Consider the following 14,910-nt stretch of genomic DNA (forward strand, 5'->3'; position numbering starts at 1 on the left):
AACCCCCAGCGCCCTAGGCCATGTTCATGGAGCGGAGGGCATCGCCCACCGCACGCAGGTCGGCTAGCTTCATCTCCGAGTATTTCCGCGAGATCAGTACGCCGTCAGCGCCGCCTTTGAATGCAGCTTCGACGACCTGCTTCGTCATTGCCGGTGTACCTTTCGCGCTGCCGGGGCCGGTTGGGATATCGACATCGATGCCGGGCCATAGCTGCGTCTTCGTGCCGGCCAGATCCTGTTTCGCGCGCTTCGTCTCGCGAAAAACGTAGTCGGCGGAAAAACCAGTCGCGGCAAGGTGAGCCATATCCGCCTCCGGGCCGTAATCGAGGACGCGATAGTGAAAGTCCAGCAGCTCCTGCTTCGGAACGTCGGCGAAATAGGTGGCGCCCACTGAATTGATGTAATCCACCATGCGTTCTCCGGCGCAATTCTGATAAATCACGACCTTGAGAAAGTCTGAGTACGGCGCCATCTCAGCGTAGTCCTGCTCGGCGCGATAGATGGGGTTAAACGAGTTGTTATGCCAGATGTGCCAGCCGACCCCCATCTCCAGCTTGATGGATTTCACCTTGTCGTAAACCGCCTTCTGCGTCTCCCGCAGGCTCTGTGTCCACAGTGCCTCCCACGCCAGCAGCTCGGGATACTTCAGCATCAGGCGCCACAGCATGACGTAGTAGCCATCGGTGGGCCGTACGCCCTTGCGTGAGGCTGTTACGAATTTCTCCAGCTCCTCGTAGCCCTTTTTCGCGCGGTCCGCGTTGATGCCCTGGGCCTTCGCCTTGGCAATCGTGGATTCGGAGAAATCGCATACCTCTGAAAGGCGCGGATCTCCATGGCTCGCGCCCAGCGCATTCGATAGCGGACCCTGACGCTCAGATCCCCACATAATGCCATCGAGATCGTAGTTCCGCGTCCAGTTCTCGACCATGCCGAGAATCCATGCGCGGTACCCGGGGGCGTTGAAATTCATCGTCGAGATCTTCTCGCCCTGCAGGTTCACGTCCTGCATCGGTTTGATCCCGGGAAGGTTCTTTCCCATTACGTCTTCGAACCATGCGATGGTCTTTACGCCGCGCTTCTTAGCCTTGGGGATCACGTCTTCGAGCACGTCATAGTCGCCGAAGTCCGGTGCCCGGAACTCTTTCAGCGTGGTGTCGGCGAAGTATTTCCTGTCGTAGTTCGTGTAGCAGCCTCCGACGAAAGTGTCCTTGTCGTACTGCTGCTTGCCGTGGTCAGGCAATGGCTGTCCAGGAATCTGGCGTCCGGCGATACCGCGGCCATAGGTGAAGGCGGCCACGAAGAGCGTATTGACGAACGCGTCGCGCTGGCACTCTTCGATGACGGCGTCCGTGCCTTCATCCCTGAAGGACACCGCACCAATCTGGATGCCGATCATGGGAGCATTCTTTTTGGGTGCGGCCTGGGCGAGAAGATTCACACCCGGTACTGCCTGTGCTGCTGCCAGCGCCGCTCCGGTCCCGGCGATGAATTGACGACGATCCATTCCTTCCACCTTTCGCTCGTTGAAACTCATCCCGGTCGCGGCTGAGTTGGCAGGAATCATCCAGCTTCACCCGTCATGTGCCGAGGTAAGGAGTTTACCCGGCACACAACAGGACACGAAAGCCGGTCCATCGTGCGAGGTGGAGTAGTGTTCTGTCGTTACGAAACCGGGGTGGTAGCCAGAAATCTCTCGAAGACTTCATTCGAGACCATGCGTCCGCGCGCGGTGAGCCGCACTTCACTACCTGAAAGCACAATCAGATCCTCGCACTCCAGATCGACCAATGTCGGTTGGATCTCGCGGACGGTCTCCTCGCCGAATTGGGCGGCAAGCTCGCGGAGGTTTACCCCGGCGTTGCGACGCAGGCCAAGGAACCACGTCTCTTCCAGCTCCTCTTCGCGGGCCAGCCGACGAGGCTGCCACGACGGCGCTTCCATGTAACCGGGCAACTCGTCGGTCGTAGCGAATCGCATCGCTGCACCGTCCTCCGCGCGCAACATCGAGTGCGCGTCGAGACCGAGGCCGAGATAGGGCTTGCGGTCCCAGTACTTCAGGTTGTGGCGGGACTCGCGCCCTTTGCGGGCGAAGTTCGAGATTTCGTACTGCTGCAGGCCGAGCTTTTCCAGGAAGCCGGTCGCCTCTTCGTACATATCAGTGATGGCCTCGTCGGTGGGAACCTGCGGCGCGTAGTAGCGGAAGCCTCCGGCATTTACTTCACGGCCCAGCCGGGAGTCGTCATCGACTTCGAGCATGTAAACGCTGGCATGATCGACGCCGGTCGAGCCTAGAACTTCAAGAGACTCCTGCCATGATCCCGCCGTCTGGCCGGGCAGTCCGGCGATCAGATCGAGGCTGAGGCGCGAAATGCCAGCACTGCGAACGCGGTTGAGGTCGGCAAGCGCCATCTCGCGGGTATGCAGGCGGCCGGAGTGCTTCGCCTCGGCGTCGATGAACGACTGCACGCCGAAGCTGATGCGGTTGACGCCGTTCTCTGCCATGGATGCGAGGGACGCGTCTTCGAGCTGGCCCGGAGCACATTCGACTGTGATCTCTGACGCAGGCAGCACGACGAACTCGCGGCGGAGCGCAGAGAAGAGCCGGGAAAGTTGTTCAGCGGAAAGCAGTGAAGGCGTGCCGCCGCCGAGATAAACCGTATCGACGATCTCGGGCAGCTCCGTGCCCCATTCCGCTGCATGGCTGCGCATGGCCCGCAGGTCATCGATCACGCGGGTGATATAGCCATCGATCTGTGAAGCCGGATATACCCCGGAGGCGAAGTTACAGTAAGTGCATTTCGACTTACAGAAGGGAATCGAAAGATAGAGGCCGAGCGTCTGCATCTGCCTCTATCTTACTGTGCCGGAGAGGCGCGGATAGATTACTCCTGTACCTTCAGTGGCGCAAAAGGCTCGCGGGCCATCGAGCCGTCGCGGCGCTTCACCAGCAGCTCGACCTTGCCCTCCGCCTCTTCCAGCTGCTTCTTGCACTCGGCGGAAAGCTCCATGCCCTTTTCGAAGACCCGGATGGATTCCTCGAGCGGCAGATCTCCGCGTTCAAGCTGGGCGACAACGGTTTCGAGCTGCTTCAGAGATTCTTCAAAGCTGGCCAACTACGGCTCCTTCTGTTTCGGTTGCAGTGGCGGGGACAGCCGCGGGCGAGGCCGAGGGCAAAACTTCGGCCATGACTTCGGCGGCGAGCGGATAGCGGCCAAACGGAGCGCTCACTTGCACCCCCTGCACCATCGGGCGCGCCGCTGCAAGCATCTCCTGCGCGATCTTTACGCCCTCGGCGCGGGCCAGCTCGGGCGTGGATGCCTGCTGCATGCGCAGCAGGATGCTGTCCGGCACGCTGACGCGCAGGTCGTTGCGCATGAACTCCGCATTGCGCAGGCTGGTGAGCGGCCAGATACCCGCGATGACCGGAATCCGGAAGCCCTCGATGCGCTTGAGGAATGTCTCCAGGATCTTCAGGTCGAAGACCGGCTGTGTAATGGCGTACTCTGCGCCTGCCTCGACCTTGAAGGCGAAGCGGCGAATTTCATTGTCGATGTCGGGTACGCCGGGGTTGGCGGCAACGGCGATGGTGAATCCAGTGGAGGCGCCGATGGGGTTGCTGCCGATGTCGAGGCCATGATTGAGCCGGCGAACGATGTTGACGAGACCGATGGCGTCCACATCGAAGACCGCCGTGGCATCGGGATAGTTGCCGAGCTTCGGTGGATCGCCGGTGAGGCACAGGATGTTGCGCAGTCCGATGGACGACGCGCCTAACAAGTCACTCTGTATGCTCAGCACATTGCGGTCGCGGCAGGTGTAGTGCAGCAGCGTCTCGATGCCGACCGACTGCTGAATCTGGATGCAGAGGCTCTGCGCGCTCATGCGTGCCGAGGCGCGCGGCGAGTCGGGAATATTGATGATGTGCACGCCCTTGCCGGCGAGCAGGCGCGCGCCTTCGATCTCCTTTCGGGCGTCGATGCCGCGCGGCGGCACGATCTCGACCATGGTGACGAAGGTGCCTTCGGCGATGAGCTTGCCGATCTTCGAACGTTCTGCGAGCGGCGGAGGCGGCGTCTCGCTTTCAATCGGAGCGCTTACCGGATTTTGCGTGCTCACCTTCTGCGATTCGACTGCGCGAAGCGACGACTTCATGGCGCGGATGTGGCTGGGCGTAGTGCCGCAGCAGCCGCCGATGAACTGCGCGCCGCCCTTGAGAAACTTGCGCGCGAAGCTGGCCATGTATTCAGGCGAGGAAAGATAGATGTTGCGTCCGTCGACGGCACGCGGCATTCCGGCGTTGGGCATCGCGGCCAGAGGCTTGCCGGTTGCTGCGGCGATGCGTTCAAGCGCGCTCAGCACGGTCGCCGGGCCGGAACTGCAGTTGCAGCCGATGGCGTCAGCGCCCCACTGGCCCAGGCGTGCGGCGGCTGTCTCCGGAGTCGCGCCGTCGAGGCAGCGGACGTCGTCATCGACCGTCACCATTGCGATGATCGGGATATCCGGCGCGACCTCGCGGGCGGCGAGAATCGCCTGCTCGGCTTCATTCAGGGCAACGATGGTCTCGATCACGAGCAGATCGACGCCGACACCGGGGCCGCCCTCGGTGAGCGCGCGGATCTGTTCGGCGAAGGCATCGCGTGCTTCCTGGAGGCTGGTCTTGCCCAGCGGTTCGAGCCGTATACCCAGCGGCCCGACGGCTCCGGCGACCCACGCCTTGCCGGCCTGTTTCTCCTGGAGATGTTCCACGGATTTGCGTGCCAGCCGCACGCCGGCGCGATTGATCTCGGCTACCTGATCCTGAAAGCCATAGCGCTGCAGGCGAAAGCGATTTGCGCCAAACGTATTGGTCTCAATAACCTCGGCGCCTGCCTGCAGGTAATCTTCGTGGACTGACCGGACAAGGTCGGCCTGCGAGAGGTTCAGCTCGTCGTAGCAGCGGTTGATAAAAACGCCACGGTCGTAGAGCATGGTGCCCATGGCTCCGTCGCAGAGAACTGTGCGATTGCCAAAGATCTGCTGGAGACGATTCTGCACGGGACTGTCTATAGACCTGTCTGTCATTGTTGAGCCTTCAGGTGATGGTACGCCAAGGCAGCCCGCGATTTCCAGCTTACCGGCTTGCTTTGCTATACTTGGACTTCCCACGCATGGTGAGGTTTTAGATTTTGAAGAAAAGAAGTTCACTGGTTCTGTGGTCCGCCCCTCTTCTCGTATTTGCTGTCGTTTTCCTGATGAGCGGTTGCGGGAAAAACTACTTTTACGCAGGCCGAAACCTTCCTCCCAGCGGACTACTTTATAGAGTCCTGATCGCGGAACAGAACCCCAGCGCTCTGTCGAAGGGTGCTCTGCCGTTTGTCGATGCTTTCTACGACATTCGTCACGCGTATAACAGCTCGACCAGCACGTTCTCGATCAGCGGTTATTCGGGCGCCCTGCCATCGCAGATCCAGAACATGCCTGTAGAGCAGGTCGGCGCTGTGTATGGCTCCGGTGACGGCAGCCTGGCGCTGGTAAGCTACGCGACGGAGAAAGAGCTCTCGACGGTGGCGATTCCGGCGGGTGTCTCTTCGAGCGTCTTCATTACGCAGAACGAGAAGTATGCCTTTGCAGCCAACCAGCAGAGCCACGTAGTTTCGGTGGTTCCGATCGGTACCACCGGCTACCAGCTGAACCTGCCGAATGTGTATCGCGTTTCCGTCAACCCTGGCGGAACCATCGCGCTGGCGTTTGTGCAGAACTCGAGCCAGCCAGCCGGGCAGGCAGTCGGTGCGACCCCGGCAGACTTCAGCGTCTACAGTGTGGTTCAGCTCACGACCGCACAGTCGCAGGCGGCGGCCAACAATCCGAACTACCAGGGCGCGCAGGACTGTGAACCGCAGAACCTGCCCGCATACTGCCTCTTCCCGGTCAGTACCGGCGCAAATGCAAGCTTCGATCACCCGACCAAGGCTGTGTTCTCCGCTGATGGTTCAACGGCATACATCCTGAACTGCGGACCGGAGTGCGGTAATACGACGCCGGGCGCGCAGGCCAGCGTGAGCGTGGTTCCGATCCAGTTAGCTTCGCTGAACCCAGGGGTGCAGGGACCAGCGGGCATTGCGCTGACGGCGACCCAAAATATACCGATTCCTGGTGGGGCGACGAACGCCATCTTTAACGGCAATACGATGTACATCGCCGGCCAGAACCAGGCGGCCGACGGCCTCTTTCAGGGCAACCTGACGGTTCTGAACACAGAAACGAACGCGATCAGCGGAACTTACCAGATCAGCGACGGCAACCACACCAAGATGCTCTTCGGCGATGACGATACGCTGTGGGTCGGTTCGACGCAGTGCCAGAACGGCGAGCGTTACAAGCAGGCCCAGGCGAATCCCACGGCGAATATCGCTTTCGGCTGCATGACCATGTTCAACACTTCGACCAACGCCGTGTTAGTTGAGTCGTACAAGGGTGATGGAACAGGCATCGCTTCGGTCACCGGACTGAGCAAGGTCTACACCTCCGAGGGCGGACAGGTCTACATCTACAACACCACGGACGGAAGCGAGCGTGACAACACGAACGTCGCCGTTACCGGCACCGCCGCTGACGTGGCCTACATGGACGGCGCAACCGACGGAAACAATACAGCCTACTAAACGGGCTGCATGAACTGGCAAGGCACGGCGCTGACAGGCTCCGTGCCTTTTGCTTTGCGGGAGAAACGATGGCAGCCAACGAGTCTATTGCCGAAGTACTTGCAATCGCGGCGCACCGCGACGATGTGGAACAGACCTGCGGAGGAACGCTTCTGGTGCAGAAATCGCTGGGCGTACGCACTGCGATCCTCGACCTGACACGCGGCGAGGGCGGCACCCGCGGTACCGCGGAAGAGCGCGGCGCCGAAGCGGCGGAGGCAGCGAAGATACTCGGCGCGGTGTGGCGCGAGGCGCTGGATATCCCTGACAGCCGCGTCGAAAACACCTGGAAGAACCGGTTGAAGATTGTCGAGGTGCTGCGGCGGGTCCGCCCTCGCGTCGTCATCCTGCCGTACTGGGAAGGCCGGCACCCGGATCACTACAACTCGGCCCAGCTTGGCTACGAAGCCTGCTTCCTCAGCGGACTCGCCCGCATCGATACCGGCACCGCGCCGCATCGGCCCTACAAGATTCTCTACGCCAGCCTCTATGCCGACGTGCGGCCGAGCCTGGTGGTCGATATCACGCCCTTCATCGAGGAGCGCCATCGTTCGCTGATGGCCTACAAGTCGCAGTACGCGAACCAGCAGCAGGGCGGGGGATTGTTCGTTCCGGAGGAAGAAATTCGCGAGCGCACCTTTGCGGTGGCGCGGCATTACGGATTGCTGGCGGGTGTCCGCTACGCCGAGCCCTTTGTGCAGAAGGAAGTAGGGATCGCGGAGGACCTCACCCTGCTCGGCGTGCAGTCGATGTGAAGTTAGTCGCCTGACTCATTTCTGTGATCTGGCGTAACTCCTGGGATTACGTGTGCGGTGGCGCGGCTCGATGCGCTGGCCAGCGTCCGTTCGGGCAGATAAATCTGCACCGCCGCCCCGCTGTAGCCGGGATCGGTGCTGTTGGCGATGCGGATCGTGCCGCCGTGCTTCTGGATGATGCCAAGGCTGACCCACAAACCGAGGCCGGTCCCATCCTCGCCCTTGGTCGTGAAAAAGGGCTGGAAGAGGCTCTTGGCGTCCTTGTTGGCGATGCCGGGGCCGCTATCCAGGACATCGACGATCATTCCGGCAGAGCGGGTTTCGTCTGGCCGTACCGGCTTGATGCGGATGAGCATGTGGCCATTCTTGCCGGTGGCCTCGAGCGCGTTGACGATCACATTGGTGAAGACCTGCCGCAGCTCGGCAGGGAAACCTTCAACCAGCGCGGGTTTCACAATCTCGCGCGTGACCTCGATGTTGTTCTGAGTCAGGCGCCGCTCCAGGAGCAGCAGTACACCATCGGCCAGCTCGCCGAGATCCACGACCACCGGGGCCTTCGGCTCCCGGTAAAGGCTAAGCAGCGTGCGGCTGATCTGCATGGTGCGGCCCAGCTCCTGCTGTGCCATCTGCAGATACTGGGTGCGCCTTTCTGCGTCGTTTTCGCTGATCAGCAGGAAATGCAGATTGGCAACCGAGTCGAGCGGGTTATGAATCTCGTGAGCGATGCTCGCGGCCAGCCGGCCGGCAACGGCGAGTTTTTCCCCCGCAACTAGCGCGGCTTCTGCGCGGCGCAACTCGGTCACATCGCGGAAGACGAGCACGATGCCGCACATGTTGCCTTCCGTATCCGGAATGGGAGCGGCGCTGTCGTCGATGATGTATTCCGGTCCGTTCTTCGAGATCAGCGCGGTATGGTTTGCCAATCCAACGACCGTCTTGAGACGGCGCACCTTGTCGACGGGGTTCTCGACGACTTCGCGGGTTTCTTCATTAATGATGTTGAAGACCTTTTCGAGCGGCTGCCCAAAGGCTTCATGCGAGTTCCAGCCGGTCAGGTTCTGAGCGACGGCGTTAATAAATTTGACGCGGCCATCCTCATCGCAGGCGATTACGGCGTCGCCGATGGATTCAAGCGTCGTCTGCAGCCATTGGCGGCTTTCGTAGATCTCCTCAGCCTGGGTCTTTACCTCTTTCAGCGCCCGGTCATAGCTGCGGGAGACGCGCCGGATCCGCGAGAGCGTAAAGATGCCCAGCGTGATTCCGACCAGCAGGGCTCCGAGAACTATGCCTATGATCTGGCGGCGTTCCAATTGCTCAGCGGCGGTCGAAAGCCGTCGGTGCTGCCGTGCTTCCGACAGCGCCATCTGGTGGACCTGCTCGCGGATGTCGTCCATGCGCTGCTTGGCGTGCTGATTGAGCTGCGGATCGCCGATGACGGCGGGATCGCGGGCGATCACCCGCTGTGAAAAGCCCAGCCAGAGCTCATAGCTGTCCCTGAGATGAGCCAGGCGCCCGAGCTGCTTGTTGCGGCCATCGATCATTGTTCGCAGGTTATCGAGATGCGTGTGAACCTCGGGCGTGGCCGCTTCGTAGGGAGCCAGCATCGACCTGTCATTCGTCAGCTGGAAGCCACGGAGGCCCGTTTCCTGGTCGATGATGAGCTTTTCAACCTCGACAATTTCTGAGGCGATGTCTTCGCTCTTGTCGATAGACTGCAGCGAGCGCTGGTACTGGACAAACTGCCAGAGGATGAAACCCGCCAGAACGAGGAGGAGAAGGACGGGAAGTAACAGGGTCTGCCGGAGGATCCGCCGGAACTCAGGCACGTTCACCGCCGGTCCTCCCTGTGTTTTTCCAGCATCAGCCGGATCTTGGATAGCAACTCTTCCGGGCCTTCGCCCTTGAGGAGTGTAAACTCTGCCATTTTAACGACTTCCTGGGGTAAGTTGATGTATGCCGTCAGCAGGAGGATGGGGATTTCCGGGCGGCTGCGACGCATCTCCGCCGCGACCTGGCCACCGTCCATACCGGGCATGAAAAAGTCGAGCACAACGCCGTCAATCGGCTGCGTGCGGAAGAGGTCAAGTCCGGAGTTTCCATCGAGAGCCGTTATAACGCGGTAGCCCGCACGCTCGAGCACGGTTTTCCGAATCTCCAGGCCAAGCTTTTCGTCGTCAATGCAGAGGAGCAGGACGGGGCGCTTGGCGGCCGGGAGCTTTTCCGGCGAATTCCATTGTGAGAGGCCGGGAATACTCATCTGCCTGTTCGATCCTGAGTCATCCATCGGGCTCCGGTTTATGCGGTCAGCGTAATTACGGATCGAGTCCGACCCGTGGCGAGAGCACGCTCTCCTTTGAACAGTTAGCAGTATAACAACAGCGGTTGGCTCTACAAAGGGCTGATGTAATTGGTGATGCAGGCCGAAACGGAATCCTTTCGGGAGATGAATACCGGATCAAATTCACAGAACGTTTGCATTCTCTTTGCCTGACTGATTTAGGCTTGGAGTGGCCGATTACGCCTGTAATCCGCGAAGAGGGAATCCGGTTTGAGCCAGACAATCTTTGTTCTCGAAGACGACACAGACATTTCAAGACTTGTGCAGCATCACCTGGAAGCCTCGGGCTTCGGGGTGCGGGTTTTCGGAACCCCAGCTAACCTGATTCCAGACGCAGAGCGCCAGGCGCCTTCGCTCTTTCTGCTCGACATCATGGTCCCGGGCGGCGACGGACTCGACGTCTGCCGCCGGCTTCGCAGCCATTCGGCCCTCAGCACCGTGCCCATCATATTTATGACCGCGCGCGCCGCGGAGAACGACCGCATCCTCGGGCTCGAACTGGGCGCGGATGACTACATCACCAAGCCGTTCTCGATGCGCGAGCTGCTGGCCCGCGTGAAGGCCGTGCTGCGCCGCTTCGAGCGTCCGACGACGCCGTCGCTGATCACCTTCGACGAGATCGCGATTGACGCCAGCGCCATGCAGCTTAAGGTTCGCGGAGAGCTGACGACGACCACGGCGACGGAATTTCGCCTGCTCGATTACCTTGCCCGTCACCCCGGGCGCGTATTCAGCCGCGACCATCTGCTCGACGCGGTCTGGGGCGATGCCCGTTTCGTGACGCCGCGTTCGGTGGACGTATATGTGCGCCGTATCCGCGAGAAGATCGAAACCGATCCTGAAAATCCGCGCTATCTGAAGACGGTGCGTGGCGCCGGCTACCGCTTCGAGATGCCGAAGACGGTTTAGCAATTCGCCTTCGCACGCTTCCTGCTTTGCTCGAAATGACGATATACACGATGACACGGGCTCTGCGTGAATGCCAGGGCCTGTGTCATTTTGATCTCCCCTGGAAACGTGTGATGATCTTTCGCCGCTGCGTTTTACACTTGCCCGAACTCACTTTGCGGGCCGGGATGGTTCTGTGACTGGCAGGGTCTTTACCAAGCTCTTTCTTTCGTTCGTGCTCGTGCTTGCGACAAGCGCCGCAATCCTCGAATTCACGCTTCGCAGTATCGTGGAGCACTCGCTGCGCACGCAGGCCGGGCAGTCGCTCGAAGGCAAGGCGCGCCTGCTGGCGAACGAAGTGCATCCGGGTGATGTCGCAGCGCTGCGGCAGGCGGCAGTACGCGGAGCGATGGACGCCAAGGCGCAGGTCACATTTTTCGGGCGTGACGGAGCCGTGCTTTCGAGCTCGGCGGTCCAGGCGCAGCCATCGGATCCGGAAGAGGTGCGGACTGCGATCGCCAGCGCGGACGGACTTGGCCAGAGCGAACGCAATGGCATGTTGTACGTCGCCGTGGCCGGACATGGCTTGGTCGTGCAGCTGGCGTATCCGCTGAACGCGATCGATGAAACGATGCATGTGATCCGCCGGGATCTGCTGCTGGCAATTCTTGTAGCCAGCGGGCTCGCGATTCTGCTGGCGGCATTCCTTGCCCAGCGTGGAGCGAAACGGCTGGAGCGCATCGTTGTTTTTGCAGGAAGGATCTCCGCGGGCGACTTCTCGGCACGTGTCGAAGAGGGCAATCTTGATGAGATCTCAGAAGTTGCCCATGCGCTGGATGTCACGGCGAGCCGCCTCGAAGCGAGCTTCCAGGCGCTCGAAGCCAAGCAGCGCGAGCTGGCTGCGCTGCTCGACAGTATGCAGGAAGCGGTGGTCGCGGTCGACGGCGCGGGACGCATCAGCTGGTCGAACTCGGTGATGCAGCGGATTACGCCAATGGCCTCGCTGTCAGGCCGGGCGCTGGTGCATGCTCTCCGGGATCCGGAAGTTTTGGCATGCGTCGAAACCGCGTTGCACCAGCGCGAGGTGAGGAGCGGCAAGGCCACCTCGGTTGCCCCCGGAAGGGTCTTCGACGTCAACGCCGCGCCGACGCCCGACGGCGGCGCAGTCGCGGTGCTGCACGATGTGACCGAAATCGAGCGTGCAGAGAAGATGCGCCGCGATTTCGTGGCCAATGTCTCGCATGAGTTGCGCACGCCTCTGACCTCAATTTCCGGCTATGTTGAGACGCTGCTCGACGATCCGACGGATCAGCTTGCGCCGATGGCGCGGGAGTTCCTGGGCATCATTCTGAAGAATGCGACGCGCATGAATCGCCTCACCGAAGACCTTTTGGCCCTGGCGTCGGTCGAATCCGGACGCTACCGGGTAAAGCTGCAGCCGGTGGCGGCTGCGACCCTGGTAGAGGATTCGCTCGAGTCGCTGGCGGGCATGACCGTCGATTCCGGCGTAGCTCTTGAAGCCGACGGGCTGACGAACACCCTGGTGATGGTCGATGAGGATGCGTTGACGCAGGTCTTCGGGAATCTGGTGGAGAATGCCATGAAGTACGGCAAGAGCGGTGGACGGGTGCTGGTGGGGGCGCGCGATATCGCTGACGCGGTCGAGTTTTATGTCCAGGACTTCGGGCCGGGGATCGGGTCGGAGCATGTCGATCGCATCTTCGAGCGGTTCTACCGGGTGGATAAGGCGCGCTCGCGTGACTCTGGCGGAACCGGCCTGGGACTCGCGATTGCAAAACATATCGTGCTGGCGCATGGTGGAACGATCCGGGTGGAAAGCGAACTCGGTGCCGGAGCGACGTTCCTGTTTACCCTGCCTTCAACGCCTCCCAGGGCTTCCTAAGCGTCACAATTTCTTTCGGTTAGAAACCGAAACCCGGGCATTGATTCTCCCCCTTTTCACATGGTAGTAAAGCGTTCGTAACAATCGACCGCGACAATCTCGAAAGAAAATCCACGAGGAGAAATCCGTGAAAAAAGGTGTCATTCTTGCAGCATTGCTTGCCATTGGGGCGTCTCAGGGGTTTGCGCAGAAGCTGAACGGCGCGGGAGCTTCGTTCCCGTATCCGATCTATTCGAAGTGGTTCAGCGAGTACAGCCAGCAGCACTCTGGCGTGCAGATCAACTATCAGTCGATTGGCTCTGGCGGCGGCATCAAGCAGGTTACGTCGGGCGTGGTAGACTTCGGCGCCAGCGACGGCCCGATGAGCGATGCGCAGCTGGCCGAGTCCAAGGTCAAGCTGGTGCACATCCCCACCGTCCTGGGCGCGGTTGTGCCGATCTACAATCTTCCCGGTGTTTCGGCCGAGCTGAAGTTCTCTCCCGATGTGCTCGCGGACATCTATCTGGGCAAGCTGACCAACTGGAGCGATCCCCGCATCGCCAAGGACAACCCGGGAGTGAAGCTTCCGGATACGAAGATCAACGTGGTGCATCGCTCCGATGGCAGCGGCACGACCTACATCTTTACCGACTACTTGTCGAAGGTGAGTGCTGACTGGAAGAACAGCGTTGGCAAGAACACCGCTGTGCCGTGGCCCCTGGGCATCGGCGCCAAGGGCAACGAAGCTGTTGCCGGAATGGTGCGCCAGCTGCCGGGCACGATCGGCTACGTAGAGCTGATCTACGCGCTTCAGAACAAGATTCCTTTCGGCTATATCAAGAACTCTTCCGGTAACTGGGTGAAGGGAAGCATCGAAGGCGTGACCGAGGCTGCGGCCAGCGTTAAGGAAATGCCTGCCGACTACCGCGTGTCGATCACTAACGCGCCGGGCAAGGAATCTTACCCGATCTCGAGCTTCACCTGGCTGCTGATCCCAGTCAAGGCTCAGGATGCTGAAAAGGGCAAGGTTATCAAGGACTTCCTGAACTGGATGCTGGATCAGGGTGAGTCGCAGGCCAGCTCGCTGTACTACGCTCCTCTGCCGAAGTCGGTGGCGGACAAGGTCAGGGCGTCGATTTCCAAGCTCCAGTAAGGTTGGGTAAACCAGAGCGGGGCGCGCCTTGATTGCGGGTGCGCCTTTGCTTTTTTTGACAGGCGGATGAACGCATTTTAAAAGACGTTACGCCTTATTTTTCAATGCGTTTAACACTCCTTTCATTTTTGAGAATTAGGGTAGATACTGGTGATTCATAAGCTTCAGGAAGTTCGTGTGCCAGGACCCTTCGATACCCCTGATCCGGTAAAGCAAACGCCCCCCGCGCTCCCTCCGGGACAGGAACCGTCGGCGATCCGCAAATTTCTGCTGAGCCGTGGCAGCTCGGCGCTGGCCGACCGGGGCTTCCGGTGGCTGATGATCGGCTGCGCGCTTTCAATCTTCGCGATTGTCGCGCTGATCGCCACTGAGCTGGTGATGCGGTCTCAGCTGACCATTGCCAAATTCGGCCTCAAGTTCTTCTTCGGCACAGCGTGGGATCCCGTTAATGGTGACTTTGGTGCGTTGCCATTTATCTACGGCACCCTGGTCTCCTCGGCGGTGGCCCTGGTGATCGCTGTCCCGCTGGCCGTGGGCGTCTCCATCTTTATTACGGAGATGTGTCCGAAGTTCCTTCGCGGGCCGCTTTCGTTCCTCACCGAGCTGCTGGCGGCGATTCCCTCGGTGGTCTACGGCCTGTGGGCGATCTTCGTGCTGGTTCCGCTGCTGCGTGAGCATGTGAATCCGGTGCTGATGAAGCTCTTCGGGTGGAGCGGACTCTTTGTCGAGCCAAACTTCGGCATCGGCATGCTGGCCGCGGGCGTGATTCTCTCCATCATGATCCTGCCGGTCATTTCGTCTCTGACCCGCGAGGTGATGACCTCCGTTCCGCATTCGCAGCGGGAAGCGGTGCTGGCGCTGGGCGCGACGCGGTGGGAGATGATCCGCATGGGCGTGCTGCGCAATGCGCGCATCGGTATCGTCGGCTCGATCATTCTCGGTCTTGGCCGCGCGCTGGGCGAGACGATGGCCGTAACCATGGTGATCGGCAACCGGCCGGACATCGTGAAGAACCTGTTGGCCCCGGGCTACAGCATGGCCAGCGTGATCGCCAACGAGTTCAGCGAAGCCTCTGACGATATGTACCTGAGCGCGCTGATTGAGATCGGCCTGGCTCTCTTTATCGTGACCATTATCGTGAATGCGCTGGCCCGCCTGCTGGTATGGGCGGTAACGCGCGGCGCTCCGGCGCGGGTGAACTAGACCGATGCCAA

General features: G+C 60.6%; 12 protein-coding genes. 6 read left to right on the forward strand and 6 right to left on the reverse strand.

Annotated elements, in window-relative coordinates; genetic code table 11:
• Positions 1-13 precede the first annotated feature (13 nt).
• The 4 genes from LJD29_RS17080 to LJD29_RS17095 all read right to left on the reverse strand — a co-directional run bounded on the left by LJD29_RS17080 (position 14) and on the right by LJD29_RS17095 (position 5,061).
• Positions 14-1,504, reverse strand: a complete 1,491-nt coding sequence (locus tag LJD29_RS17080) for a glycoside hydrolase family protein (RefSeq protein ID WP_446742769.1) — start codon at positions 1,502-1,504, stop codon at positions 14-16.
• A 158-nt stretch (positions 1,505-1,662) separates the two neighbouring features.
• Positions 1,663-2,844, reverse strand: a complete 1,182-nt coding sequence (gene hemW, locus LJD29_RS17085) for a radical SAM family heme chaperone HemW (RefSeq protein ID WP_446742770.1) — start codon at positions 2,842-2,844, stop codon at positions 1,663-1,665.
• 38 nt (positions 2,845-2,882) lie between these two features.
• On the reverse strand, positions 2,883-3,113 hold the full coding sequence (gene xseB / locus LJD29_RS17090) for an exodeoxyribonuclease VII small subunit (protein ID WP_446742771.1): 231 nt from the start codon (positions 3,111-3,113) through the stop codon (positions 2,883-2,885).
• Positions 3,100-5,061 carry a bifunctional homocysteine S-methyltransferase/methylenetetrahydrofolate reductase gene (locus LJD29_RS17095; protein ID WP_446742772.1) on the reverse strand — a complete coding sequence of 654 codons (1,962 nt, stop codon included), beginning with the start codon at positions 5,059-5,061 and terminating at the stop codon, positions 3,100-3,102. The genes xseB and LJD29_RS17095 overlap by 14 nt, the downstream gene beginning before the upstream one ends.
• Before the next feature lie 104 nt (positions 5,062-5,165).
• Here LJD29_RS17095 and LJD29_RS17100 point away from each other — a divergent pair, with 104 nt between their 5' ends.
• A complete protein-coding gene (locus LJD29_RS17100; protein WP_446742773.1) occupies positions 5,166-6,641 on the forward strand; it encodes a hypothetical protein in 1,476 nt (491 codons plus the stop codon).
• Between the two features lie 68 nt (positions 6,642-6,709).
• Positions 6,710-7,435 carry a bacillithiol biosynthesis deacetylase BshB1 gene (gene bshB1, locus LJD29_RS17105; protein WP_446742774.1) on the forward strand — a complete coding sequence of 242 codons (726 nt, stop codon included), beginning with the start codon at positions 6,710-6,712 and terminating at the stop codon, positions 7,433-7,435.
• Positions 7,436-7,437: 2 nt separating this feature from the next.
• Here bshB1 and LJD29_RS17110 read toward each other — a convergent pair whose 3' ends face one another.
• The gene (locus tag LJD29_RS17110; protein ID WP_446742775.1) at positions 7,438-9,267 is read right to left on the reverse strand and encodes a CHASE3 domain-containing protein; all 1,830 of its coding nucleotides are present in this window, start codon (positions 9,265-9,267) and stop codon (positions 7,438-7,440) included.
• Positions 9,264-9,692, reverse strand: coding sequence for a response regulator (locus LJD29_RS17115; protein ID WP_446742776.1), 429 nt, complete (start codon positions 9,690-9,692; stop codon positions 9,264-9,266). The genes LJD29_RS17110 and LJD29_RS17115 overlap by 4 nt, the downstream gene beginning before the upstream one ends.
• Before the next feature lie 291 nt (positions 9,693-9,983).
• Between LJD29_RS17115 and LJD29_RS17120 the strand changes: the two genes are divergently transcribed.
• From LJD29_RS17120 to pstC, 4 genes are all read left to right on the forward strand, one after another.
• Entirely contained in the window at positions 9,984-10,682 is a 699-nt protein-coding gene (locus tag LJD29_RS17120; protein ID WP_446742777.1) for a winged helix-turn-helix domain-containing protein, read from the forward strand.
• 175 nt (positions 10,683-10,857) lie between these two features.
• Complete coding sequence (locus LJD29_RS17125) at positions 10,858-12,564, forward strand: HAMP domain-containing sensor histidine kinase (RefSeq protein ID WP_446742778.1); 1,707 nt, start codon at positions 10,858-10,860, stop codon at positions 12,562-12,564.
• A gap of 127 nt (positions 12,565-12,691) precedes the next feature.
• Positions 12,692-13,696, forward strand: coding sequence for a phosphate ABC transporter substrate-binding protein PstS (gene pstS, locus LJD29_RS17130; RefSeq protein WP_446742779.1), 1,005 nt, complete (start codon positions 12,692-12,694; stop codon positions 13,694-13,696).
• A 177-nt stretch (positions 13,697-13,873) separates the two neighbouring features.
• Positions 13,874-14,899, forward strand: coding sequence for a phosphate ABC transporter permease subunit PstC (pstC, locus tag LJD29_RS17135; RefSeq protein ID WP_446742780.1), 1,026 nt, complete (start codon positions 13,874-13,876; stop codon positions 14,897-14,899).
• The last annotated feature ends 11 nt before the right edge of the window (positions 14,900-14,910 follow it).

Source organism: Silvibacterium acidisoli (assembly GCA_022870745.1).
Taxonomy (GTDB): domain Bacteria; phylum Acidobacteriota; class Terriglobia; order Terriglobales; family Acidobacteriaceae; genus Silvibacterium.